This is a genomic window from Daejeonella sp. (assembly GCF_036405355.1).
GTDB lineage: Bacteria > Bacteroidota > Bacteroidia > Sphingobacteriales > Sphingobacteriaceae > Daejeonella.
Genome location: NZ_DASWXT010000066.1, coordinates 1 through 24,671 on the forward strand (window position 1 = coordinate 1; position 24,671 = coordinate 24,671).

The window sequence follows — 24,671 nt, forward strand, 5'->3', positions numbered from 1 at the left end:
TGTAATTCAATTGAACGGTAACATTTGGAAATCAGATATGAATCCAATTCTTAAAAATATAATTGCCGTGATAGCAGGTTTTCTGTGCGGAAGCCTGCTGAACGGAGGAATTATTATGATCAGTGCTTCTGTTATTCCACCACCAAATGGAGCAGACGTCACCACAATGGAAGGTTTGAGAGCAAGTATGCACCTTTTCGAGCCCAAACACTATCTCATGCCCTTTCTGGCACATGCATTAGGGACTTTTGCTGGTGCATTTTTGGCTGCAAAAATTGCTGCCAGTCACCAGATGAAATTTGCTTTGCTTATTGGCATCCTCTTTCTGGCAGGTGGTATAACTAATGTTATTTTGCTCCCATCTCCACTATGGTTTAGTATTCTGGATATAGCTGGAGCATATATTCCAATGGCATATTTAGCCGGGAAAATAGCTTTTTCAAATAAAAAATCCTGACAATTTCTTTCAACAATTGTATCCGATTTATCCATTTAATCTAAATATAAGGGTAAACCGATCAGACTAGAATTGGAGGATAATTATGAGAAATGGCTATATTAACACAGCCATAATTATATCTGATCAATGAAAAAACTATTTTATCTCGGGGTTCTTTTTCTGATTCTATTTGAGATCGCCAACGTGTATTTCATTATGCCGATGCCCGGCAGCCAGAAAATTGAAAGTTTGGATGGGGCCTACTTCCTCTATTCCTGGCGTTGGCTGTTTCGTATACTTTTTCTACTGATGATTCTTGCTGGCATTAAACATGCATTTTCTTTCTCAAGATGGCTTCCTTCTCTGGCAATTTTGTTGGTTACAGGAATTGTATTTGCCTGCAACTTTATTATGGCTGCCGACAGTATGTTCAAGCAACCGGTTTCAGTAATATTCAAAAATTCTAAAGAGAATAAAGTTGAAACAGGCCGTATCATTTTAGGCATCAGCCTTAATGGAGAATCAAAAGCCTACCCAATCCAGTTTTTGGGTTATCATCATCAGGTAAGAGATAGTATTGCCGGAAAACCGATTATGGTAACCTACTGTACTGTTTGCCGCACGGGAAGGGTTTTTGAACCACTTATTGAAGGTAAACCCGAAGAATTCAGACTGGTGGGAATGGACCATTTTAATGCCATGTTCGAAGATAAAGGTACAGGTTCATGGTGGCGACAGGTAAGTGGGAAGGCAGTTGCTGGTCCGCTGAAAGGAAAAACTTTACCCGAAGTACCTTCCATACAAACTACCCTTGAAAAGTGGATTGAATTGTATCCGAATACACTAATTATGCAAGCCGACGAGGAATTTAAGGAAAAATATGAAGAGATGAGCATGTATGAATCCGGGGCCTCAAAAAGCAAATTAACATTGCGTGATCTGGGATCATGGAAAGACAAATCATGGGTTATTGGAGTAGAGAGTGGATCTGAAAGTAAGGCTTACGATTGGAATCGTTTGCAAAAGGAAGGAATAATTCATGATGAACTGGGTGACAAGCCCATAGCTATTTTCTTATCCAAAGACAAAAAGAGTTTTGTCGCTGTTGAAAGACAGAACAGTAAACAAATATTTAGCATGATTAATGACACCCTAATCACTGCCGATAATCGTTATAATTTTATAGGCATATCACTTGATTCGACCAAATCAAATCTTAAAAAGCTGAATGCATACCAGGAATACTGGCATAGCTGGCAAATATTTCATCCCTTAACAAAAAAATAATTTAATTTGATTCCTGATTGTTTTTGAACACTTTAGTATCAGTCAAATTCGGGAATCTTTATGATCTCCTTCTACCTGAATAAATATGAAAAGAAGAAATTTTATCCTTCAGACAAGTACCGTCCTTGCAGGTTCTGCAATATTGCCTGCCACAGCTGAGACTTTATTAAATCCGGCAAAAAAGAAACGAATCGCTATGGTTGGCCTTGGAGTCAGGGCAACAGGAATGTGGGGTAAATCGGTGCTTGAGAAGTATGGCAATGAAGTTGAATTCGTTGGACTTTGTGACATCAATGAAGGTCGATTGAGACTTATGAAATCAGGTATGGGTGTTAGTTGTCCAACCTTTACCGATTTTGACAAAATGATGCGCGAAACAAAGCCTGAAATTCTGATGGTAATGACAGTAGATAATACGCATCATGAATTCATTATCAAAGGGATGGAAATGGGTGCAGATATCATCACAGAAAAGCCCCTCACAACTGATGAGACAAAATGCCAGGCAATTTTGGAAGCTCAAAAACGAACTGGCAAAAGCGTTAGGGTGACTTTTAATTACCGGTATTCCCCGCACCGGGCAAAGATTTATGAATTGCTTCGTTCGAATTCAATCGGCAAGATCACTTCAGTTGATTTCCACTGGTATCTGGATACTAACCATGGGGCAGATTATTTCAGAAGATGGCACCGTTTGCGTGAAAAAGGAGGTTCATTATTGGTTCATAAAGCATCTCATCATTTTGATCTGTTAAACTGGTGGATAGACTCTGATCCGGAAGAAGTTTTCGCCTATGGTGCATTGGAGTTTTATGGCAAGAATAATTCATTCAGGCACACCCATTGCCGTACCTGTCCGCATACTAAAAACTGTGACTTCTTTTGGGACATCACCAAGAGTCCAGCTATGATGAAACTCTATGTAGAAAATGAAAAATATGATGGCTACCTGCGTGATGGCTGTGTCTGGAAGGAAGATATCGACATCTTTGATAAAATGGCAGTTCAGATTAAATATGCTAACAAAGTCCAGGTAAGTTATTCATTAACAGCTTATTCACCCTATGAGGGCTACCGTATTTCGTTCAATGGAACCAAGGGCAAACTGGACGCATGGATCAAAGAACGACAACCATGGGAAGAAGAAGGTTTTGATGAAATCCAACTGACCAGCAACTTTGGCAAACGTGAAATTTTCAAAATATCAAATACCGAAGGCGGACATGGAGGTGGTGATGAGCGCATGAAGCAGCATATATTTTTACCTAACCAGACCGATCCTCACAGGCAGGCTGCCGGCCTGCGTGATGGTGCTTTGGCCATACTGACCGGTATAGCTGCCAGAAACAGCATCGACAGTGGGAAACCCATTAAAATTGCTGACCTGACTTCAATCAGGCCACAGGTAAAGAAAGCATAAACCTGTAAGAATAAAATTGATTATTTCTAATAACCGCATAAATGGTAATTGAAAAGTATTATTATATAAGTAATGTACATTCCTGAATTTAACCGCTTAACTGACAGAAACGAAATTGTTGACTTTATGAAACAATTTAGTTTTGCGTATATTATAACTGCAAAAAACGATTTACCTGTTGCCACCCCCCTGCCATTTCTTATAAAAGTAAAAGATGAGCAGATCATTTTAAGCTCCCATTTTGCAAAAGCAAATGATCATTGGAAGGATATTGAAAACAAGGATATTCTGGTAATTTTTAGTGAACCACATGCCTATATTTCACCGGTAAATTATACCAAAGAGCTTAATGTACCAACCTGGAATTACATATCGATTCACGCTTACGGCAAGGGGGAACTGATTACAGAAACTGATGAAATATCTAAAATACTGGAAGCTACAATTGACAATTATGAAAGTACTTACAGGCAACAGTGGGATAATTTTCCCGAGGAATATAAGTTAAAAATGTCTAAAGGAATTGTCGCATTTAAAATTGTAGTTACAGATATAAAGGCAAAGAAAAAACTAAGTCAGAATCGAACAGAAGAAGAGAAAAAACGAATCATAGAATCCTTATCTAAAAGCAAAGATTCTAATGAACAGCATATTGCAGCTTATATGAAAAAGGAAGAATCCTTAGGTAAATAGGCATTTCCTCACAGTATTTGTTACAAAAATCAAAAACTGTTTTTTGTATGTTTGATTCAAAGCAATTTGAATCACAAATTTTCCTTCAGATCATGAATTCGAATAAATAAATGATCAGTTTAATTAGAACAGACTCCGCCAACAAAGATTTTATCAGGCTGGTTAAAGATCTCGATGCAGATCTTGCAGTGAGGGATGGAGAAGAACATTCATTTTATTCTCAGTTTAATAAAATTGATCTTATCAGGCATGTTATCGTAGCTTACCAAAATAGCATCGCAATTTCCTGTGGAGCAATAAAACAATATGATCCAAAAACAATGGAGATCAAGCGAATGTTCACAAGTCCCGAAAACAGAGGTAAAGGGTTTGCCGGGCTGATATTGGTTGAACTAGAGAACTGGGCAAGAGAAATGAACTTTGAAAAATGCATTTTAGAGACCGGGAAAAGACAGGTTGAAGCCATTGGACTTTACCAAAAGAGTGGCTATGATATTATTCCAAATTACGGACAGTACGCAGGAATTGAAAATAGTGTTTGTTTTAAGAAAGATCTGATATGAAATAATATTAAGAAATATAAAATACCTTTTGATATGAAACTGAAATTTACTGGAAAATCCCTCAAAAAATCTATTTTCTATGTCCTATCCTGCCTTTTTATTATCAGTATCCTAAGTCTCACATTGTTTAGAAACCCCGGAGGGCTGCCACCGTCTGACCCCGATAATGGCGGGCTTACGTTCCCTGATGGCTTTGAGGCGGTAGTTGTTGTCGATAGTCTGGGCCCGGCACGCCATCTTGCAGTAAATAACAATGGCGATATTTATGTAAAACTCAGATTTTCAGACAAGGGCGGTAATGTCGCTATGCGTGATACAGATAATGATGGCAAGGCTGATATTATTCAGCACTTTGGCAGTTATAAAGATGTAGGAAGTTTAGCTAATGGAATGAGGATTCATAAGGGATATCTTTACTACAGTTCTTCACTGGCCATTTACAGGAGCAAACTGACTCCGGGCAAACTGATTCCTGATAGTCCGATGGAAACTGTCCTGACCGATGACCATGGGCATGGCGCACATTGGCATATTACCAAGCCAGTATCATTCGATGATAAAGGGTTTATGTATGTTCCATTTGGAACCCCTTCTAATAACTGTATGGATATGGCAAATACACCGGGAGGAAAACCGGGTCAACCGGGAATAAGTCCATGTCCTGAACTGGTGCAACACGGTGGTATCTGGCGTTTTGATGCAAATAAAATTGGCCTGACTCAAAAGGATGGAACATTATTCGCTACCGGATTACGTAGTATTGTGGCTATGGACTGGAACAAAGCAGATAAGAGTCTGTACGTAGTGCAGCATGGCAGGGACAATCTTCATCGTCTCTTTCCGGAGCTTTATACCCCATGGGAAAGTGCTGTACTACCTTCTGAAGAATTCCTGAAAATTAAGGAAGGCGATGATGCAGGATGGCCATATTATTACTATGATCAGATTCAAAAAAAGAAATTAATGACTCCAGAATATGGGGGTGATGGCAAAAAGGAAGGCAAGGGCAGGGAACTTGCACAACCATTAATCGGCTTCCCTGGTCACTGGGCACCAAACGATTTATACTTTTATCAGGGCAATCAATTTCCTGAACGTTATAAAAATGGGGCATTTATCGCCTTCCATGGGTCGACAAATCGTGCGCCATATCCTCAATCAGGTTATTTTGTAGCTTTTGTCCCATTCAAAAATGGTGCACCTTCGGGCGACTGGGAGGTGTTTGCAGACGGATTTGCCGGAGTGGATCCGATTGTTAATGTTAGGGATGCCAAAATGCGTCCAATGGGTATTGCTGAAGGCCCCGACGGTTCATTATATATTAGTGAAACAGAGAAGGGCCGTATCTGGCGGGTAATGTTTAAGGGTAATAAAAAGACTTTTGGAAATGCTCAGCTCGCTAAAATGGAAAAACATAAGCTCCTTTCTCATATTCGCACACCTGATAAAATTAAAGACAACCTGGAAAAAGGAAAAATTAAACCAGAAGCTGCGCTTTATAACACCTATTGCTCTGCCTGTCACCAGAATGATGGCAAGGGCGATGGTAACCGCTTTCCTCCACTCGGAGAGACTGAATGGGTAACCGGTGATAAAACGAAGCTTCTAAATGTTGTATTAAAGGGTTTAAACGGAGAAATTATTGTTAATGGTAAACCGTATAATGGTCTGATGCCTGCACATAATTTCCTTAAAGATGAAGAAGTTGCCAATATTCTGACTTATATCCGTTCCAGTTTTGGGAATAGTGCCAGTGCAGTAAGTCTACAGGAAGTAATTGAATTCAGAAGGTTAAATAAGTAAAATGAATCCGGATTGATGTAACACGAATAGTACCTATATTAGGTTGTATTTTTTATTGAAGTCCTTAAATTAGTTAATTCCTCGAGAGGTATCTTTTTGTAAAATAAAATAAACTTAAATCAAATATTTAAATGAAACGTAGAGACGTAATTAAAGGTCTGACGATGCTGCCATTAGCCGGCGGAATTGTTGGAAGTGCTCAGGCTGCCAGCAATGCTGAAAGCACAGGCATGATTGGAATGCTGGGTGGAGAAAACAGTGCTGCAGGGCCAATGAAATTCGGGCCTGAAGTTTACCGATCACTGGGAGTTGAACCGGTAATCAATTGTCGTGGTACATTTACTATTATTGGTGCATCTACTTTAGTTCCCGAAGCTAAAGAAGCGATGTATAATGCACAAGCTAATTATGTTCAGCTTGATGAACTGGCAATGGGTGTTGGAAAAAGACTTGCCGAATTGTCGGGCGCTGAATGGGGAGTAGTTTCCTCTGGCTGTGCCGGAGGTATAAAAATCACTACCATAGCTGCCGTTACAGGCGGTAATCCTGAAAAATTAGTTCGTGTACCAGATCTTTCAGATATTGAAAAAGACGAAGTAATTATCCCTCGCAGATCCCGAAATGTTTATGATCATGCTGTCAGAAATGTTGGAGTAAAAATAATTACTGTTGACACACAGGAAGAACTTGAGGCAGCGATGAGTCCACGAACTGCGATGATCTATATGATGCCAACAAAACCTGGAGATACCGGACCTTTGTCTGTATATGCAATCTCAAAGGCTGCCAAGTTAAAAGGTATTCCGGTACTAGTTGATGCAGCGGCAGAAGCTCTGACATTAAAACCAAATGTTCACCTTGCTGATGGCGCAACAGTGGTTGCATACAGTGGCGGGAAAGCAATACGTGGGCCACAGAGTGCAGGTTTACTATTGGGTGATAAAAAACTTCTAATGGCTGCCTGGCAGGCAAGTGCTCCACATCATGGAGCCGGACGTGACAACAAAGTTGGTAAGGAAGAACAAATTGGTATGCTTGCAGCTGTTGAAGCATGGACAAAACGCAATCATGCTCAAGAAGAAATCACATGGACCGGCTATCTGGAAACCATTGCAAAACGTGTTTCTGCAATAAACGGAGTAACCACCAGTATTCGTCAGCCTGTGGGTCTTGATAACCGTACTCCAAACTTAAATATATCCTGGGACCCGGCTAAATTTAATGCAACCGGACAGGAAATAGCTACTTACCTTTCAACTACCACACCTCGAATTGCACTAAGTGCCGGTGGTGGTCGTCGCGGTACTCCAGCATCAGAAAATTTAACTTCAATTTCTGTAGCAGCATGGATGATGCAACCTGGTGATGATAAAATTGTAGCCGATCGCATCTTCAACGCACTGAACATGAAACGTCCTGCAACTCCTGAGATGAAAGCTCCTTCAGCTGATCTTAAAGGGCGCTGGGATGTAACTATAGAGTATTTCAATGAAGTGAGTAAACATACTTTCAGTATTGAGCAACAGGATTCAAACTGGCTTAAAGGTTCTCACAAGAGTACCTTTACAACCAATGAACTTGAAGGGACAATTGATGGAAATGAAGTGATATTCAGGAGTTCCTCCAGAATGCTTGCGGACAATGTTCCATTCACTTTCTCCGGAACTTTAAGTGGAGATACGATGTCAGGAAATATACATCATGGTGAGTATCTTACCTCAAAGTTCACTGCGAAGAAAGTTATTCTCCCTAGCACCCGTCAGAGAATTAATGTGCCTGTTGGTCCGCCATTATCAAGCTGATTAGTTTAACATTAAATCGAAAGGCCCTGTATCAATTGATACAGGGCCTTTCGATTTATTTTCTATTTTTTCTTAATGCAATCTCCCTAAGCTTTGAATAAAGTTCTTTGGGATTATAAGGCTTTGACAGATAACCATTCATCCCCGCTTCACGGATTTTATCGCTTAGATTATTTGACACTGATGCCGTTAAGGCAATGATTGGCACAGTAGATTTTTCCTTGTCAGACAATTCACGTATTTTCATTGTGGTTTCATAACCATCAAGTAATGGCATGTGAATATCCATTAAGATCAGATCATAATTATTGGCAGAAACTTTTACCAAAGCTTCATATCCATCTCTGGCAAAATCCGGAATATTACTCCATTTCTGGAAAATCTTTTTAAGCAGCAAACTGTTTACCGGATTATCTTCAACCACAAGTACTCTCAAACCATTTAGGTCGAAGATTTGCTCCTTTCCGGTGCTATCATTATCTAATGCCTGGTTATTTCGTTTAAAGCTGATGTCAAACCAGAACTTCGACCCTGTTCCTTCTTCACTTTCGAGATGTACAGAACTTTCAAATAGAGTAAGTAAACGCTTAACTATGGCAAGACCAAGACCGGTTCCACCATAATTACGTGTTGTACTTGTTGAAGCCTGTGTAAAAGGTTCAAAAATGGATTCCATTTTTTCTGCATTAATACCAATTCCTGTATCTGTGATTGAAAAACGAACATTGATTTTATCAGCATCTTTATCAAGAATCCTTACCTGAATCTTTACACTACCGCTTGAAGTGAACTTGATGGCGTTACCTGTCAAATTAAATAATATCTGACTAATACGTGTTGGATCAGTGGAGATTGGGATTTGTTTTAATTCTTCATCTATTTCAAGAACTAGTTCAAGCCCCTTTTCCTTTGCCTGTATCCTCAAACCAGAACAAATATTATGAATTAAAGAATGCAGGTTGACTGCAATCGATTCCAAATAAAGTTTTTCAGAACCCAACTTATTAAAATCCAGAATATCATTAATTAATGTATGAAGACTGGCGGCAGAAAAATTAAGAATTTTGAGGTTTTCTTCCTGTTCAGGACTCGTGAGCTCATCACTAAGCAATTCAGCCATCCCTATAACAGAATTTAAAGGTGTTCTTAATTCATGCGACATTGTAGAAAGAAAGTCAGACTTCGACTGAGCAGCAATATTTGCTTCATTCACTGCGATAAGGAGTTTTTCATTCAGTAATTCCTTCTCTTTAACATTTCGGATCAATGCCTGATAAAACAAATAATGCCCCAGTATCATTGTGACAAAATTCAGAAAAATCATTATCTCATAAGTAGGTGATCCCAAACCTTCTGTACTGTTGTGAAGATTTTGCAGATCCCCATTTATAATCATAAACAGGATAACTGGAATAACCGCCAATATGGAATAAAATACACCAAAACCTCTGTTCAATAAATAAAAGCCACTTAAAATCATCATAAACATAAACTGCATTGCCATTATATTAATGGTTTTTGCAAAGCCAAAAAGTACAAAAATGACGATCACTAAACCCATTAAAATCATAAAATGGGAAATTAGAACAGCATATCTTTTATGGCTTAGTAATAATTTAGTCAGAAATGTATAGGCTAAAAGTAAGATAAGTGCAAGTTTCAATTGCGGAAGCTGCTTACTATGATAGGCAAAAGGAATAACAATTAATACCTTCAATATTGATAAAATCAGAAAGGTATACAGAATCTTGACCCGGGATTGCTCAAGAGGATCTGGTATAGTAGATAACAGATTCTTTAATGACCAATTGAAGAATTTAGGTTTTTTAGGCATGGTTTTTTAGGTCACTAAAAATACTAATATATGCCAACAATTCTTTTTAATAAGGCAATTTCTTTCATAACATAGTTCGATTGAGATTAGATTTCGGATTAATTAAACTAAAACATCATCTTTGATTTTAATAATTTAATTAAATGTTTGAAGTCCTTTTTTCAAAAGTTGAAGAGAAAATTAAGCTTAGTGATGTTGATAAAGATATTTGCAAAAGCCTCTTCAGCCCTAAAAAGTTAAGAAAACGACAATATATTTTACAGCAGGATGATATCTGCAAAAATCTTATTTTCGTTGAAAAGGGAATATTACGTTCCTACAGTGTGGATAATAAAGGAAATGAGCACATCCTGCAATTTGCCCCTGAAGGCTGGTGGATATCAGATGTTTACAGTTTTTTAACCGGAGAGGCCGCTGTATATAATATAGAAGCAATAGAAGATTCTGAATTGCTGCTAATTTCCAGATCATCGCTGGATGAATTATATGAAAGGGTACCCAAGTTCGAACGCTATTTCAGACTTCTGAGTCAGGCAAACATGGTTGCAACACACCGGCGCCTTACCGCATCATTAAGTGACAATGCCGACGAAAAATACCTCAGACTCCTTTCTGCATATCCCAATATTGTAGCAAGAGTTCCGCAACATATGATTGCATCCTATTTAGGTATCACACCCGAGACTTTGAGCAGAGTCAGGAAACGAATTGTATCCTGAGTGCTGAATTAGTAATCATTCATTAAAAAAAAAATGGCTGCCTGATTGATCAGACAGCCATTTTCAACCTTAAAGATTTATACCTAATTATTTTGCTGCAAACTCACCATCTGCTTTAATCTCAACTTCATCACTAATCATCGGAGCTTTGAAATTAGGACCAATATTAAAGTCTGAACGCTTTAATAAACCGGTTAACTGAAAACCGGCAACATTCGTTTTATTCATCGGATGTACGATAGTACCACGATAAAGTAGGTTCATACTTACCGCTTTGGTAATACCATGCATAGTCAGATTGCCACTCAGTGTATATTTATTCTTACCTGCAGGCTTTATTGATGTACTTTTGAAGGTAATTTTATCGAACTTCTCAGCATCAAAAAAGTCTGGACTTCTCAGGTGATTGTCTCTCATTTCGATTTCAGTATCAATTGATTTTACATCAGCAGTTAATTCAAAAACTCCATCACTAAAATCTGCTTTTGTTGCTGTAATTGTTGCATCAAAATTTCTGAACAGTCCTTCAACATCCGAAATACCAAGGTGAACCACCGAAAAGGTTAACTTCGAATGGGCTTTGTCTGATTTCCAGCTTGTTTGTGCCTGAACTGTACCCTGACTAATTAATGTTACAAGAGCAATAAAAATTGTTTTCTTCATTTTTGTTTGTTTATGGTTTATAATTAATTTGATTCTGATAATTCATAAGGAACATTTGCAATTCCTGCTTGTTTAAGTATTGCTTTAGTTTCCTCAAGCGCATCCTGGTCTCTTCCGGAAATAGAAAATAATAACTGTCCCTCAACATTCTCAATAAAACTCAGATTGATCAATCTGGAATAAGGCAACAGCGATTCAAGATCAATTTCATCATTCAATGAACCCTCTCTCCTTAATTCAGAAATATTCAGAACGATTTTTTTAGTTACGAATTCACGGATAGAGTTAACAAGTTTTAACTGATTTTCTGCAGAAACATATATCACAATAATATCTGCTTCCCAACCTGTCTGAGCAGGACAATTCAGAACCTGAATATCTGCATCAGGGCAATCCAGGAACAGAGAAGGACAATCATCGAACTCTTCAGATAGTACTAAAATCCTGAATGGGTGTGCTGCCAGCTTTTCAACGAGGACTGAACTATATGTTCTGTTTATTCCAAATATAGCTATGCTTTTAACCATTCCGACCTAAATTTCTTTGCACAAAATTAGAGCCTGAAAAATGTTCAGCCAATGATTTTGGTTAAGAAATAGCATTGATCTAAATCAATGAAATGCAGAGCAAAGGCTTCCCAGGCAAATAAAAAAAGCTACAAGCTTAATCGATATAAGCAATACAATCGATCTGAACCAGAATACCGTCTCTGCCCATATGTTCAGGGCTACAACCTGTATAAGAACGCACTGGCTTAGGGTCAGGGAAGTACTCCCCGTAAACCTCATTAAGCGCCTTAATGTTTTTATTTGGTTCGGCAAGCGACATATGCACCTTTAACACATTTCCCATATTAGTCCCAGCCTTCTCCAGAAGGGTTCTCATATGCTCCAGTGCACTCCTGATCTGCACCTGAATATCACCAGGTTCTTTTCTTCTGTCAGCATACCAGCCGCCAACCCCGGAGATAAATACCAGATGCCCTGATCGGATGCAGGCAGACAATGGACTTGTGCTTGGATAAGGACTTGGAATCGCTACCTTCTTAGGGGTCCAGTCTGATCTTTGTACTGATTCAGCTTCAGCACTTTTTGTACCTATAGCACCTGCTAAAGGAAGAATGGTAAGGCTTTTTAAAATTTCTCTTCTTTTCATGTGGGAGATGTGGGATTTGAGATGTGAGATATGAGATATGAGAGGTCGTTAGCCTATTAAAATTTCGAATCAAATGGATAGTCAAAATTATTTGTTTTCAAGAACAAGGTATTTTATGTTTTTCCGATCAAAAGTATATGAAATGTGTATTCTGCCATCTCTGCTTTGAATAATTGCTGGATAACTGTATTCTTCTTTAGTTCCATCTTCAAGAAGCATAATATCATTCCATTTTCTGCCATCCAAAGACTGTGCAATATTCAACTTAAACCTGCCATTAAACCATTCCTTACCAGGTATGAGTGGGTTGTAAACGATTAGCTGAGATCCATTTTTCAACGTTACCGCATCAGTCCCTGAATTAGGATTGAGCAATTCTGTGCGTTTCATTTTACTCCAGGTAAGTCCTTGGTCATCTGACCAGGATTCTATCACATTACCCTGCTTACTTCTGCAAAGGATCTGAAGGCGGCCATAAGGATAATTCAGAATACTGGGTTGAATTACCCCGAATTCAGTTTCAGGATCAACCGGTATCTTCTGCCATGTTTTACCCTGATCCGTTGATCGTTCGATATGAACTTTCCAGTTTTCGATAGTTTCAGTACTCGAAGGTGAAAGAATGGTACCATCAATAAGCTGAATCGGTTTGTTTTTTATTGGTCCTAGTATTCCATCCGGTAAGCGAATAGCTTCCGACCATGTTCTACCCTGGTCCGCAGATGTTTTATACATTCCCCACCATTCCCGTGGATTGGGACCAGCCTTATAAAACAAGAAAATCTTATTCTCTGAATTTTTGAAAAGCACGGGATTCCAAAGCGGGAAAGTTCCTCCAGTACCAAAATCCCCATTTGCAACTTCAACAGGAAAAGTCCATATCCCATTTCGGTTTATTGAAGTCCAGATTTTAACATCCTTGTTCCCTTCATGAGTCCCGGCAAACCAGGCAGCGATAATCTCTCCATTTGCGGTTTCCAATAAAGTAGATGCGTGGCATTGTACAAATGGTGCATCCTGAAATATCAATTCCTCCTTAATTTTTACAAATGAACTTTGGGCAGATAATAAATCAGGCACCAGTAGAAATATAAAAAATACAGCTAACCTCAAATTTTTCATGTTAATCCTTTCTACCTGCTATTTAACCCATTAATTAAGTTTCCATTAAAAAAGCATTTCCCAAAACTTACAACCTATAAATTGAGCTTTCTACTTTGACCTTACCTCCACTTCGTCTCCACCCCTTGCTTCCCTATAAACTCCTGAAACTCTTCCAGCAATTGTTTTCCATCCCTGACCTTCTGTGGAATAACCTGTTTTTTCAGAGAATAGCTAACTAATAAACCAACTGCTTCGCCAATACTCCATTCAACAGGATGTAAACGATAACAGCCATTCGTAATATGGGTAGTTCCAATGTTCTTATTGGCAGGCAGTAGATTTTCCATACGAACAGGCAATAAAGATCCCAATGGAATCTGAAACGGAAGTGAAGCAAAATCAATATAATTGTTTCCGCGGCTGCTTGGATGAAGATCAATATGGTAATAACCAATACCTACACTATCATAAAAATCAGCTGCTTTTTTCCCTGCCTCCGCTCCTGCTACCTGAATCCGATTATCCTGGCCAACATGCTCTTCCAAAACTGTAAATAAAGCCTTGATACGTCTTGATTCACGGATATACGGATATTTAGCCATTCCATCTTCAGTTCCCATTATATCCTTTCTCAATCGTAGTCCCGGCCATCCCTGCTTTCCATCCGGTCGCGGAGCTTCAGTTTGTAACCAGTGAAATAAGGATAGACTAAGCTGTTTAGCCCGACCCAAATGATGATCAAACTCTTTTTGGGATACACCTACAAGATTTCCAAGTGTATAATCATTCTGAGGCCAGTTCACTGTACATATATCTCCCTTGAATGCTCCCGGCAAGAAATTATCCTTTGCCAGTATCCGCCGGTAATTCCATAGGTTAAGGTTTGGAGGGGTCGGACTTCCATCAGGGTTAAATCCAAGTGATTTCCTCTCGAGTGTTTTGGGATTTGAGTAATTCAGATCCAGTAATTTACCTGACCATGCCGGGCTCATTTTCGGAACAAGGTTACGCCAAAAATCATACTCTGCCGGTTTTTCAGCTACATTATTGGATCCAGGGACATAATCCATCGCAAAACATACCGTAAAAGCCTGCTGGTTATCCGGGTCGGCCTTCAATGGTGCATGAAGCTCCCTGGTTTCATTGCGCGATTCTGTCCCCATTACAAATTCAGTACCGGTCATTGGGAGTAATTCTCCGGTTTCGGTAGCATCTACAAAATATGTTCCGCTAAGTACATAGGAACGTCCGGATCTAATGCTCTGGACTTTCAAAGCCTTCACCCGGTCTCCTGAATATTCAGCAGAACGTACCTTATGTTCAATGAGCAAGGTCAGTTTACCCGAACTGATATAAGGTGCAAACATATCATGCAACACCGCAAGCGATACTCTTGGTTCATGACAAAGCGCTGAAACTACGGCATTCCCGGGATTAAGATATTGCCGGGACTTAGCCGCATCTGTTATCGGGTAATTCCTTTTATAATATTCTCTGACTGCATTTCTGTATTCACGATAAGATTGAGGAGCACCATGGGTTTCGATCCAGGTATGCTCATCAGGCGGTACACCCTGCGAAGTTAACTGACCACCAATCCAGTCGGTCTCTTCTGCCATAATAACATCCAGTCCATTTCGCAAAGCGGATAAAGCGGCCGCACATCCTCCTATCCCACCACCTGCAATTACTAAAGTTGCACTCAGTTCAGTCGCATTTAAATCCTTTTGTAAATTTGAAGCAAATTTACCTGAGGGAAATGCCGAAAGTGCCCCTGAAGCCAATCCTGTCGCTCCAAGCCCTGTCAGACCTATAAAATTTCTTCTCTTCATAAACTCTCAGCTTTTGATTTGTAGCCGTTAACACCAAAAAATACGATATATAAATAACAAAGGACAGGAATCATAAATGCCACAGCCCATGTTGAGTGATCTTTTACATAACCCTGTGAAAAGGATACAATGGCCCCACCGGCAATCGCAGTTGATAAAATACCGGAGGCTTTGGTGGTATAATTGCCCAGACCTTGTACTGAAAGTGAAAAGATAATAGCAAACATAACCGAGTTAAAGAGTCCCACTCCTATCATTGACCAGATTGCGAATGTTCCTGAAGTGCTCACAGAAAGAACAACCAAAAGAATTGCTGAAGCAGCACAAATAGTCAGAATAAATGAAGGTCTTATTGTTTTAAGCAGGTAGGAACCAGCCAAACGTCCGGCTAGCATACCTCCCCAGTAATAAGAAACATAAGAATTTGCATCCTCTACACCCACACTTAAGGTATCAGCAATGTAATTGGTCAAAAAAGTTCCGATTGACACTTCAGCACCAACATAAGCGAATATTGCCCATGCCCCAAAATTCAGATTACGGTATGAAAAAATACTTACTCTTTCTGCGGGGCTAGCCTGAAAACTTCCGGAACCTGTACTGATTTTTGGAAGATTTAAATTATAAACTACCAGGGCAATACAGATCAATAGAGCAGCAATTCCCAGATAAGGATATTTCACTGCATCACTTGATGTACCTGATTCCTGTAGTTTTGACAAGATAAAATGTGCACCAAAAATTGGTGCTACTGTTGTCCCGATAGAACCAACTGCCTGAATCAGAGTTAATCTGGAAGAGGCGGTTTTTGCAGGACCCAGTGCCGTGATATACGGGTTAGAAGCAACCTGTAAAACCACAATCCCTATAGCCAGGACAAATAAAGCTGCCAGAAATAAATAATAAAGATGCATATCTGCTGCAGGATAAAATAATAAAGCCCCGATAGCCGCAATTGCAAATCCAAGCACCATCCCATTTTTATACCCAATTTTTTCAACAATCATTCCTGCCGGGAAAGACATAAGCCCGTAAGTGAGAAAGAAATAAAACTGTACAAGCGATGAATCGGCATAGCTAAGTGTAAAACCCTCTTTAAAAAATGGCACCAGAGTATCATTCAAACAGGTTATAAAGCCATTCATGAAATACAGTACTGCCAATGATATCAGGGCAGGCATGTAATTCTGCCCCGAATTCTCCTGATCAGAAACTACTGCGTTTTGTAAAGGTATATTTGCCATATATGTTTTCTTTTCGTTATTGCTTTCGGCTTTAATCTTTTGGCTTTATGCCAAATTACAAGGGCTTTTTTGAATATTTTCCTTCAATCTTCTCCAGGGTCTTCCAGCATTGATATAAACCTCTTGGTACATGGAAACATCCCTTCCATTTACCGCCCTTTAATGGAAGCAATACTTCCCCTCTCCGGTTCAGATAACCATACCATTCACCCATATTGGCATCCGGAAAATGCTTCCAGGTATATTGATGTACTTTTTCAAACCAATCCCAGCAACGCTGATCTCCGGTATGATAATATCCTTTCAGGAGAGTGATCAAAGTTTCCATATGTACCCACCAGAGCTTCTGATCCCATTCCAGTTGCTGTGGTGGATGACCTTTCACATCCATAAAGTATAAAACACCTTCATATTCCTTATCCCAGCCATATTCAAGAATATTAACGCTTATATCTACCGCCTTTTTGATAAGTGCCTGATCGTTTCTGCGCTCTGCAATATCCATGATGAACCACATGGATTCCAGACCGTGACCCGGATTAAGCAGACGGCCTTCAAATGAATCGGAGAAGGAGCCATCCGGTTTCACATTTTCCAGAATAATTCCAAGATCTTCCTGATAAAACACTTCCATTACTGAATGGATGCCATCATTGATTGTCTTTTCAATCAGGTCTGGCTCAAGAAGATGCTCCAGTTCCAACACCAGGTTACAAAGAATCATAGGTAATGAAAAACCCTGAAGAGGTCGGGTTCCAGGAAAGGCCTTATTGTACTTTCCTTTTGGATCATCCCGCTTTCTGAGAATATTATTAAAGGTATTGATAGCAAGCTGTGCATACTCCTCGGTACCGGTGGCTCTGTAAAGTTGCGCAAAGGCCATAGCAGCAAAACAATCTGAAAATATATTGTATGGCTGTATCAATGGCTGACCTTCCCGTGTAAGCGAAAAGTAGAAATTGCCATCCTTGTCCTTCCCATGATTCTTCATGAACTCAGCTCCCTGAATTGCGAAATCAAGCCATTCTTTTTTTTGTTCCACCTGGTTGTACAGCATACTAAAACACCATACCTGTCTGAATTGAAGCCAGGCAAATTTATCTGTATCAAAAACCTTCCCTTCCCTGTCAAGACAAGTAAAATAGCCTCCGAATTCCTTGTCGCCGGAATTCTTAAGCCAAAAGGGAACAACGTCATTCAAAAGATTGTCTTTGTATTTTTCAGCGTAAGCTTTATAATTCATTTGCTTGTGATTATGATAAATTTTGAGGGAAGATATTCAATCCTCTAATTAATAGAAAATAAAGCATAAAACCAATGGAACCTAAATGAAGAACAGGAATTTCAGTATAGAAACTGATAAATTTCATCTCAGAATTCTACCATATTGAATCAGAATATTCTGCAATTTAAGATTCATTACAGAGCAAAAGACTTAGTATGAAATAATCAAATCAGTTATGTTCCTATTGGCCAAAAAACTGAAGATAGATCAGAGTCAGTGCTGCGATGGACATCAGAGCAAATGCTGTATAACCAAGAATATTAGACTTTCTGTTATTAGTAAACTCGCCCATCACCTCCTTATTATTCCCGATATTCAAAATAATCAATATGAGAACGGGGGCAGTAATTCCATAAAGTATTGCCGACCATAACAATGCCTGAATGGGAGAAATCCCGACGTAATTCATCATCAGACCAAGCAAAAGAGAAATAATTGTGATTGAGTAAAATGCTTTTGCCTGATGAAATTTTTTATTCAGTCCCTTCTCCCATCCAAAAGTTTCAGTAACAATATAAGATAAACATCCGCACAAAACCGGGATAGCCAATAATCCGGTACCGATTATACCTATGGCAAACAATAAATAAGCTGAATCACCGGCTAATGGCCTCAAAGCCAAAGCTGCCTGCTCAACTGTATCAATTCTATGAATTCCAGCATTATATAATACTGTTCCTGAAGTCAGAATGATAAAAAACATAATCACATTTGAAAACAACATTCCGAAATCAACATCCTGCTTCATGTCCCCAAGAATTTTCTTGTCAACGATGATTTTTTTTCGTTTGGAATTCATATCCTCCGCTACCATTGTTGCCTGCCAGAAAAACAGATATGGAGAAATCGTTGTCCCCAGAATCGCAACAAGTATTCCTATGAATTCCTTTGTGAATTTTATATCCGGGATTAATGTTCCTTTAAGAATAGCAATCAGATCCTGCTTGTATAAAAAAGGAACAATTAAATAAACTAAAAGTACTCCACAAAGGTATTTGAGAAGGGATGCAAACTTACGATATGGCAAATAAACAAATATGACCATAAGCATAATAGTAAAGCCTACACTAAAAAACCCGGCATGAACAGATGGAACCAGCAGGTTGCCGACGGCACCCATTCCGGCAATATTTGCACCGATATTCATCACAATGGCAGGAAAGCTGAATAAAAGCATCAGATACAATACGGGCCTGGAATAATGCTCTTTTAAAGCACCTGTCAGCCCTTTGGAAGTAACCATCCCAATCCTTGCGCACATTTCCTGTACTGCGGCCATAAGCGGAAAAGTGATTAGTGCAGTCCACAGTGTCGAGAGACCAAATTGCGCACCTGCCTGAGAATAGGTAGCAATTCCTGAAGGGTCATCATCACTGGATCCGGTTATTAATCCGGGTCCAAGTTTCTTCCAAAACCGAATTACTTTATTCCAATTACTCCGTTTAGTCATACCAGTTTACCTTACTATTCGACTCTTTAATAAATACAACTATTTTATCATTAAACTTAAAATTCATTAATTACCAGTTAAATCAATAGTCTAAAAGTGAAATTAAATTGATTAATTATTCCTTTGCCGGGTCATATCGCCATAATTCTGCAGAACGGTGAAAGTATATTCTGCCCATATCATCCATAGCAAGGAGGCTTGCAGATTTTTCTATAAACTCATGATCAAGAGTCTTCGGATCCACTCTGAATAACTGATTGCTGCCCGTTCCGTAAATCTTTCCTGAAGGATGAAGTATTAGAAAAGCATCTCTCCATACATGACTCCTCAATACACCTGCCTGATAGATCTGCTTGCTTCTGATGAGCTTTTTGGCAATGGGGTCGAAGACAAAAATTGTTCCGCTGGCCATCCCCCAAATATTTCCATCGGGACCAATGATCATACTGGTAATCGCCTTTGCTCCGGGAACAGGGATAAACTCATCCAATTTAATACCCTTCTGTACATCCCAGGAAAAAAGCTTTGCTTCCTGAGTTGATGGCATGATACCGAGTCCGCCGGAGACGGTGGTACCAGCCCATACCAAATGGTTTGCATAAGTCAGGCTGACAATGCTCTGATCTTTCACAAGTACACCATGAGATTGTAGTTTCGCTTCATTGGTATCATAGCTAACCAATGATCCTCCTAGCATCCCATATTCAGGAACCATACCGAAGAATATTTTTCCGCTTTCCTGATCGTTCAAAACGGCAAAGGGGCGGCTCTGATCAGCAACCTGACCCAGGAATTTGGGGTTGGAGGCTTTAATATCCCAAGGTTTACGGCTGTCATATTCATACATAAGTCCTTTGGGATATATTCCGAAATAGATAAACTGATCTTTAACAGTCATACCTTCTGTTTGATGAAGACCAGGATAACTTGTCGAGGTATTTGTTTTGGGATCATAGGCGGCATGACCTCCTGCCAGATAGCCTCCCGACCAAATACGGCCATCAGGGCCCTTCATAATCGATTGAAGAGCAATAGGCTGACCCGGAACGCTCAATTTATTTCTGCTAAGTTTGTCATTATCAAGATCCAGAACCAGATACTCTGCATCCGAGTTTAAAATAAGTAATTGCCTATCTATAATTCGGATCGCATTTGCAGAACCCACATTGTCGGCATGTTTAACAGGAGCTTGCTGCGGCAAGTTGACATCACGGCTGTAGAGCCCGGAACGGTACGTATAGTAAAATCTATTGTTCTGATCCGGCTGACTGACAACCTTCATATCCATTTCATCGATCTGATATTCAAACTTTCGGGTTTGGAGATTATATACCAGAGTAAAACTTCCATTTGTGATTAAAGTTAGCATGCGGTCTCCTCCCGGAACTCCCTTTAAAATTTCAAGGCTGTAAACGAACTCCTTATTTTTATACTCGTCAGGCAGCATACTTAATTTTGAACCGGTTTTAGGATCCAGTTCAACCAATCCGGCATGTGAACCAACACCGGCATAAAGTTTACCGGTTTTCCCATAATAAACTAAACTTCTGACGTAGTTCTCCCCTTGAATCAATGGACCTTTCGCCACATCACTAAAGCCATCTTTCGGGTGGTATCTGAATACCCTGCATCCGGGATAAGTGGCACCGAATATCTCCCCATTCTTACCCGCAGCAAGGTTCCAAACTGTTGTTTCTCCGGGCAACACGATACCCAGATTCTCGACTGTTGTAGACCCTGGAAAATGCTTGTAAAGTGTTCCTTTCGCCCCCGGAATATAAAGCCATCCATCAGAAGCTAATTCCATGTCCCATGCTCCATCTGTTCCAGGCAGAGGCTGATCCAATATCAATTCCTGATTTTCCGCCTTAAAAGCAACCAGATGGGCAGGGTTTCCTCTAACAACTGTATAAATTAATGCTTTACCCTCCCTGTCCTGAATGAAAATACTTCCCTGAATCATCGCCGCCTTAATCTGGGGACCAAGATTAGTTAATCGTGCATCAGAATTTTGTGCATATGAAATAAATGAAGAAAGCGCAAAAATGATAAGTAAGCCTAATGATCTCAATTGGAATAGCATTTATTTGTAGGGGTTATTTATTTAAAGCAGTCCTTACCTCTTTAATTAATTCAGGCTTGATCGGAGCAGCATGATTGGAGCCTAAAGAACGCACATAAGTGGTGATATCAATCAAATCCTCATCTTTAAGAAAGGCAAAAGAAGGCATTGGAGTATCATAGGTTACACCATTGATTGTGGCCGGACCATTAGATCCTGTCAATATCTTTTTAATGAATTCTTTGGGACTATTGACTACAATCAGAGAAGTTAATAGAGAAGGGAATGTACCCTTTACCCCCATGCCGTTGTCCTTATGACATGAAGCGCAATATTGCTGGTATAAAAGTGCAGATTTCGATCCCTGAGGAATAGAAGAAACCATATTTTGAGGATTGGCCGGATCCAGTTTTGATATTTTGATAATTCTATCATCTGCAGGAGTTGGGAAACCTGAAACCGGATTCCAGTCGCGGTTACTCGTTGCCAGATAAACATCCCCGGCCGGTGACACACATAAATCCCTTATTCTGCCGAATTTATTTTCAAAATAAATCTGTTCGCCAAGAACCTTTTTTCCTTCACTATCCAGTTTCAATGCTCTGAAGCTCTTTCCCTTAAGTGTAACCATTAAAAGTGAATTCTTCAATGCCGGTATTTTATCATAAGAATAATAATCGAGACCTGCTGGTGCTATAGTAGGCGTCCATGCTTTAATTGGATCAACAGTATTATGCAGTCCTTTGAATGTAGTTTCTTCAACACTTTCAGCAAAACCCTGTACTGTTGGCCAACCATAATTTTTAGCCTTTGTAATCAAATTAATCTCATCATCTGTTGCATCACCATGCTCAGAGGTATATAACTGACCACTTTTTGAGAACACCATGCCCTGAATATTTCGAAAGCCCCAAGCCCAAACCGGATTTCCTTTCATGGGATTATCAGCAGGTACTGAGCCATCAATATTCATTCTCAGAATCTTACCATTTGGCGTTTGGGGATTTTGAGAGTCTGTCAAACTAAGGGCATCGCCGGTTGCCCAATACAAAAGTCCCCTTTGAACAGCTATTCTGGATCCATTATGTCCATTAGCCGCAGGAATCTCCATTAATATTTTCGGGTCATTAAGGGTATCCCTATCAGATTTATATCGTACCAGCCGGATTAAATACTTTTTATCTCTCTGAAAGGTGTAGCATAAAAAGACATAAGGAAATTTCTTCATATCAGAATGAAGCGCCATTCCAAGTAAACCGGCAGTCCGGGACTGCCATACATCTGTTAATTTTAATAGTACTCGCTTATTTCCTGTTTGAGGATCCATTTTGCTTATTACTCCACCATGTTCAGCAATCCAGATCTGATTATCGGGGCCCCAGGCAATTTCGAGCGGTACTTTCAGGTTGGATGCAATTGTTTTAATTCCATCTCCTTCCTGTTTCAGATATGATAAGGGCTCCTTATTCCTATTAAACTGATCCAGACCGATTGAATAAACCAAAACGAACCAGCCAAAAGCGATGAAAAGTATGGTATTCAAATAAAGATATTTCATAAAAAATCTGCTTAATCAAGTTTTTTGTTCAGAAATAATAAACGAAATTTATCATCTAATCTTTTTTATTAAAGCCTGTACCAATTAATCGGAAAAGATATAAAATCTGCCGAAATAAATTTACCTGTTTTTAAAATGATACAGATTCTTAAAGAGAAAGCCTCAGATTTATCTCAAAATCTCCGGTTGTGCTAAATCCTCTCAAAAAAAAGTACTAGTGATATAAATATTGTAAATTCCAATTACAGAATTATGATTTAAATGAATTCCAAAAGTACTGTTTCCCTTACTATGACATATTCCCTATAAGTTTAAACTCCATTTGAACTAAAAACTCTTCAATCATTTTTCATTATTCCCTAATCAAATGGTTCTAACATGTTAATAATCAGATCCAAAACTTCAGAGCACCATTACACGGTCAGTACAATAATTTAAGTAAATAAATAAATTATTAACATTAGATTAACTAATTGATTTAGACTATAAAATTGGCATAGAATGCATTTAAATGCGTACCTTCAATTGTAATAATGCCTTAAAAAATCGTTATCTAAAGTTTATACAAATAACAACAATCAATGACATAAACATGGAAACAAATCACCTCATCATAGCACTGGTTTTGATAGCTGCGGCATTCGTACTATTCATTCTTATCCGTAAAAACAGGAAAGACCAGAAGGAATTTGAACAGAAAATGAATCAGGAAAGCATTGATCCTGAACATCATAAGGAAGAAAAAATTTGAATTAACCGCAAAAGAGCAAATTCAGGCTGATTCTTTTAAAATTGAACAAATAATTTCAGCCTGGGAATTAATTCCAGCATTTCAACCGAATTCATGTTACGTTTACATGCTTAATTAGTAGCAAGTTTTAACTTATAACTATCCTTTATGGATCGTCGTAGTTTTTTATCTGCAAAGGCAAATTCCAAAACTGATATAGCTATTAAGTCACGTACCTATACGGGATTATCTGCATTTTCCCCTCCATTTGCCAGACAGGAAATCATCCATTTGTTAAAGCGTACCTTATTTGGTACAAAACAGGCTGACATTAGAATGCTAAGTGGTAAAACTCTTTCTGAAGGGCTGGATATTTTGCTGAATGCTGAGATAGTACCCGCCCCTCCGCTTAATAACTACAACGACACTAATTTTACAGACCCCAACGTTCCTGCAGGTCAAACCTGGGTAAATGCAGTGTTTGACGGGAATGCAAATAGTCGCAGATATACCTCATTTAAGTCGTGGTGGACTGGCCTTATGATCAATCAAGGCACTTCGATTCACGAAAAAATGATTCTCTTCTGGCATAACCATTTTGCTACAGAAACTCTGGACATTGGGGATGCACGCTATGTTTACAAACATCATATGTTGCTCAGAAAATATGCTCTGGGCAATTTTAAAGAGTTTGTAAAAGAAATAACCATTGATCCTGCTATGTTAAGGTACCTGAACGGTTATCTGAACAATAAAAATTCACCGGATGAAAACTATGCCCGTGAATTACAGGAACTTTTCACCCTTGGAAAGGGTCCTAAATCAAATTATACCGAAGGGGATGTAAAAGCAGCTGCGCGGGTTTTAACAGGTTATACTGTAAATGCAACAACAATATCGTCAGTATTTGATCCGAACAGACACGATACCGGTATCAAACAATTTTCTTCATTTTATAATAATGCAATAATAACCGGGAAATCTGGTGTAAATGGAGCGGGAGAGACAGATGAGCTAATTAATATGAT

At 39.1% G+C, this 24,671-nt stretch carries 21 protein-coding genes; 10 read left to right on the forward strand and 11 right to left on the reverse strand.

Annotated elements, in window-relative coordinates:
* The 7 genes from VGE44_RS08330 to VGE44_RS08360 form a co-directional block, all read left to right on the forward strand.
* A partial coding sequence (locus tag VGE44_RS08330) for a hypothetical protein (protein ID WP_331077868.1) occupies nucleotides 1-457 on the forward strand: 457 nt, incomplete at its 5' end.
* A 129-nt stretch (nucleotides 458-586) separates the two neighbouring features.
* Nucleotides 587-1,726, forward strand: a complete 1,140-nt coding sequence (locus VGE44_RS08335; protein ID WP_331077870.1) for a DUF3179 domain-containing (seleno)protein — start codon at nucleotides 587-589, stop codon at nucleotides 1,724-1,726.
* 85 nt (nucleotides 1,727-1,811) lie between these two features.
* Nucleotides 1,812-3,146, forward strand: a complete 1,335-nt coding sequence (locus VGE44_RS08340; protein ID WP_331077872.1) for a Gfo/Idh/MocA family oxidoreductase — start codon at nucleotides 1,812-1,814, stop codon at nucleotides 3,144-3,146.
* 72 nt (nucleotides 3,147-3,218) lie between these two features.
* Nucleotides 3,219-3,839: an FMN-binding negative transcriptional regulator gene (locus tag VGE44_RS08345; protein WP_331077874.1), complete on the forward strand. Its 621-nt coding sequence runs from the start codon at nucleotides 3,219-3,221 to the stop codon at nucleotides 3,837-3,839.
* Between the two features lie 110 nt (nucleotides 3,840-3,949).
* Nucleotides 3,950-4,402: a GNAT family N-acetyltransferase gene (locus VGE44_RS08350; protein ID WP_331077876.1), complete on the forward strand. Its 453-nt coding sequence runs from the start codon at nucleotides 3,950-3,952 to the stop codon at nucleotides 4,400-4,402.
* Nucleotides 4,403-4,435: 33 nt separating this feature from the next.
* Nucleotides 4,436-6,205: a c-type cytochrome gene (locus VGE44_RS08355; RefSeq protein WP_331077878.1), complete on the forward strand. Its 1,770-nt coding sequence runs from the start codon at nucleotides 4,436-4,438 to the stop codon at nucleotides 6,203-6,205.
* A 131-nt stretch (nucleotides 6,206-6,336) separates the two neighbouring features.
* Nucleotides 6,337-8,007: a hypothetical protein gene (locus VGE44_RS08360; protein ID WP_331077880.1), complete on the forward strand. Its 1,671-nt coding sequence runs from the start codon at nucleotides 6,337-6,339 to the stop codon at nucleotides 8,005-8,007.
* Between the two features lie 55 nt (nucleotides 8,008-8,062).
* On the opposite strand, the gene VGE44_RS08365 is transcribed toward VGE44_RS08360, so the two are convergent.
* Nucleotides 8,063-9,841 carry an ATP-binding protein gene (locus tag VGE44_RS08365; protein WP_331077882.1) on the reverse strand — a complete coding sequence of 593 codons (1,779 nt, stop codon included), beginning with the start codon at nucleotides 9,839-9,841 and terminating at the stop codon, nucleotides 8,063-8,065.
* Between the two features lie 143 nt (nucleotides 9,842-9,984).
* On the opposite strand from VGE44_RS08365, the gene VGE44_RS08370 reads away from it, so the two are divergent.
* A complete protein-coding gene (locus VGE44_RS08370) occupies nucleotides 9,985-10,560 on the forward strand; it encodes a Crp/Fnr family transcriptional regulator (protein ID WP_331077884.1) in 576 nt (191 codons plus the stop codon).
* Nucleotides 10,561-10,647: 87 nt separating this feature from the next.
* Here the strand turns inward: VGE44_RS08370 and VGE44_RS08375 are convergent, their stop codons facing one another.
* From VGE44_RS08375 to VGE44_RS08420, 10 genes are all read right to left on the reverse strand, one after another.
* Complete coding sequence (locus tag VGE44_RS08375) at nucleotides 10,648-11,223, reverse strand: YceI family protein (protein ID WP_331077886.1); 576 nt, start codon at nucleotides 11,221-11,223, stop codon at nucleotides 10,648-10,650.
* A 23-nt stretch (nucleotides 11,224-11,246) separates the two neighbouring features.
* A complete protein-coding gene (locus VGE44_RS08380; protein WP_331077888.1) occupies nucleotides 11,247-11,750 on the reverse strand; it encodes a hypothetical protein in 504 nt (167 codons plus the stop codon).
* A 136-nt stretch (nucleotides 11,751-11,886) separates the two neighbouring features.
* Nucleotides 11,887-12,378 (reverse strand): RidA family protein, encoded by a 492-nt coding sequence (locus VGE44_RS08385; RefSeq protein ID WP_331077891.1) that lies wholly within the window; start codon nucleotides 12,376-12,378, stop codon nucleotides 11,887-11,889.
* An 87-nt stretch (nucleotides 12,379-12,465) separates the two neighbouring features.
* Complete coding sequence (locus tag VGE44_RS08390; RefSeq protein ID WP_331077893.1) at nucleotides 12,466-13,500, reverse strand: sialidase family protein; 1,035 nt, start codon at nucleotides 13,498-13,500, stop codon at nucleotides 12,466-12,468.
* 101 nt (nucleotides 13,501-13,601) lie between these two features.
* Nucleotides 13,602-15,314, reverse strand: coding sequence for an FAD-dependent oxidoreductase (locus VGE44_RS08395; RefSeq protein ID WP_331077895.1), 1,713 nt, complete (start codon nucleotides 15,312-15,314; stop codon nucleotides 13,602-13,604).
* Nucleotides 15,311-16,558, reverse strand: coding sequence for a sugar MFS transporter (locus VGE44_RS08400; RefSeq protein WP_331077897.1), 1,248 nt, complete (start codon nucleotides 16,556-16,558; stop codon nucleotides 15,311-15,313). Before VGE44_RS08400 ends, VGE44_RS08395 begins: the two co-directional genes overlap by 4 nt.
* A gap of 55 nt (nucleotides 16,559-16,613) precedes the next feature.
* A complete protein-coding gene (locus VGE44_RS08405) occupies nucleotides 16,614-17,801 on the reverse strand; it encodes an AGE family epimerase/isomerase (RefSeq protein ID WP_331077900.1) in 1,188 nt (395 codons plus the stop codon).
* A gap of 223 nt (nucleotides 17,802-18,024) precedes the next feature.
* Nucleotides 18,025-19,293: a divalent metal cation transporter gene (locus VGE44_RS08410; protein ID WP_331077902.1), complete on the reverse strand. Its 1,269-nt coding sequence runs from the start codon at nucleotides 19,291-19,293 to the stop codon at nucleotides 18,025-18,027.
* A gap of 115 nt (nucleotides 19,294-19,408) precedes the next feature.
* On the reverse strand, nucleotides 19,409-21,376 hold the full coding sequence (locus tag VGE44_RS08415; RefSeq protein ID WP_331077904.1) for a hypothetical protein: 1,968 nt from the start codon (nucleotides 21,374-21,376) through the stop codon (nucleotides 19,409-19,411).
* Nucleotides 21,377-21,389: 13 nt separating this feature from the next.
* Nucleotides 21,390-22,913, reverse strand: a complete 1,524-nt coding sequence (locus tag VGE44_RS08420) for a PQQ-dependent sugar dehydrogenase (RefSeq protein ID WP_331077906.1) — start codon at nucleotides 22,911-22,913, stop codon at nucleotides 21,390-21,392.
* Nucleotides 22,914-23,505: 592 nt separating this feature from the next.
* On the opposite strand from VGE44_RS08420, the gene VGE44_RS08425 reads away from it, so the two are divergent.
* Nucleotides 23,506-23,664 carry a hypothetical protein gene (locus VGE44_RS08425; protein WP_331077908.1) on the forward strand — a complete coding sequence of 53 codons (159 nt, stop codon included), beginning with the start codon at nucleotides 23,506-23,508 and terminating at the stop codon, nucleotides 23,662-23,664.
* A gap of 147 nt (nucleotides 23,665-23,811) precedes the next feature.
* Nucleotides 23,812-24,671 (forward strand): DUF1800 family protein (locus VGE44_RS08430; RefSeq protein WP_331077910.1); only part of this gene is annotated, 860 nt, incomplete at its 3' end.

Excerpts from the sequence above, each read along its gene's own strand:
- VGE44_RS08350 (WP_331077876.1), top strand. The coding sequence starts at position 3,950 with ATGATCAGTTTAATTAGAACAGACTCCGCCAACAAAGATTTTATCAGG.
- VGE44_RS08345 (WP_331077874.1), top strand. The coding sequence starts at position 3,219 with ATGTACATTCCTGAATTTAACCGCTTAACTGACAGAAACGAAATTGTT.
- VGE44_RS08365 (WP_331077882.1), bottom strand. The coding sequence starts at position 9,841 with ATGCCTAAAAAACCTAAATTCTTCAATTGGTCATTAAAGAATCTGTTA.
- VGE44_RS08385 (WP_331077891.1), bottom strand. The coding sequence starts at position 12,378 with ATGAAAAGAAGAGAAATTTTAAAAAGCCTTACCATTCTTCCTTTAGCA.
- VGE44_RS08355 (WP_331077878.1), top strand. The coding sequence starts at position 4,436 with ATGAAACTGAAATTTACTGGAAAATCCCTCAAAAAATCTATTTTCTAT.
- VGE44_RS08420 (WP_331077906.1), bottom strand. The coding sequence starts at position 22,913 with ATGAAATATCTTTATTTGAATACCATACTTTTCATCGCTTTTGGCTGG.
- VGE44_RS08340 (WP_331077872.1), top strand. The coding sequence starts at position 1,812 with ATGAAAAGAAGAAATTTTATCCTTCAGACAAGTACCGTCCTTGCAGGT.
- VGE44_RS08375 (WP_331077886.1), bottom strand. The coding sequence starts at position 11,223 with ATGAAGAAAACAATTTTTATTGCTCTTGTAACATTAATTAGTCAGGGT.
- VGE44_RS08360 (WP_331077880.1), top strand. The coding sequence starts at position 6,337 with ATGAAACGTAGAGACGTAATTAAAGGTCTGACGATGCTGCCATTAGCC.
- VGE44_RS08395 (WP_331077895.1), bottom strand. The coding sequence starts at position 15,314 with ATGAAGAGAAGAAATTTTATAGGTCTGACAGGGCTTGGAGCGACAGGA.
- VGE44_RS08390 (WP_331077893.1), bottom strand. The coding sequence starts at position 13,500 with ATGAAAAATTTGAGGTTAGCTGTATTTTTTATATTTCTACTGGTGCCT.
- VGE44_RS08415 (WP_331077904.1), bottom strand. The coding sequence starts at position 21,376 with ATGCTATTCCAATTGAGATCATTAGGCTTACTTATCATTTTTGCGCTT.
- VGE44_RS08410 (WP_331077902.1), bottom strand. The coding sequence starts at position 19,293 with ATGACTAAACGGAGTAATTGGAATAAAGTAATTCGGTTTTGGAAGAAA.
- VGE44_RS08405 (WP_331077900.1), bottom strand. The coding sequence starts at position 17,801 with ATGAATTATAAAGCTTACGCTGAAAAATACAAAGACAATCTTTTGAAT.
- VGE44_RS08400 (WP_331077897.1), bottom strand. The coding sequence starts at position 16,558 with ATGGCAAATATACCTTTACAAAACGCAGTAGTTTCTGATCAGGAGAAT.
- VGE44_RS08380 (WP_331077888.1), bottom strand. The coding sequence starts at position 11,750 with ATGGTTAAAAGCATAGCTATATTTGGAATAAACAGAACATATAGTTCA.
- VGE44_RS08335 (WP_331077870.1), top strand. The coding sequence starts at position 587 with ATGAAAAAACTATTTTATCTCGGGGTTCTTTTTCTGATTCTATTTGAG.
- VGE44_RS08425 (WP_331077908.1), top strand. The coding sequence starts at position 23,506 with ATGGAAACAAATCACCTCATCATAGCACTGGTTTTGATAGCTGCGGCA.
- VGE44_RS08370 (WP_331077884.1), top strand. The coding sequence starts at position 9,985 with ATGTTTGAAGTCCTTTTTTCAAAAGTTGAAGAGAAAATTAAGCTTAGT.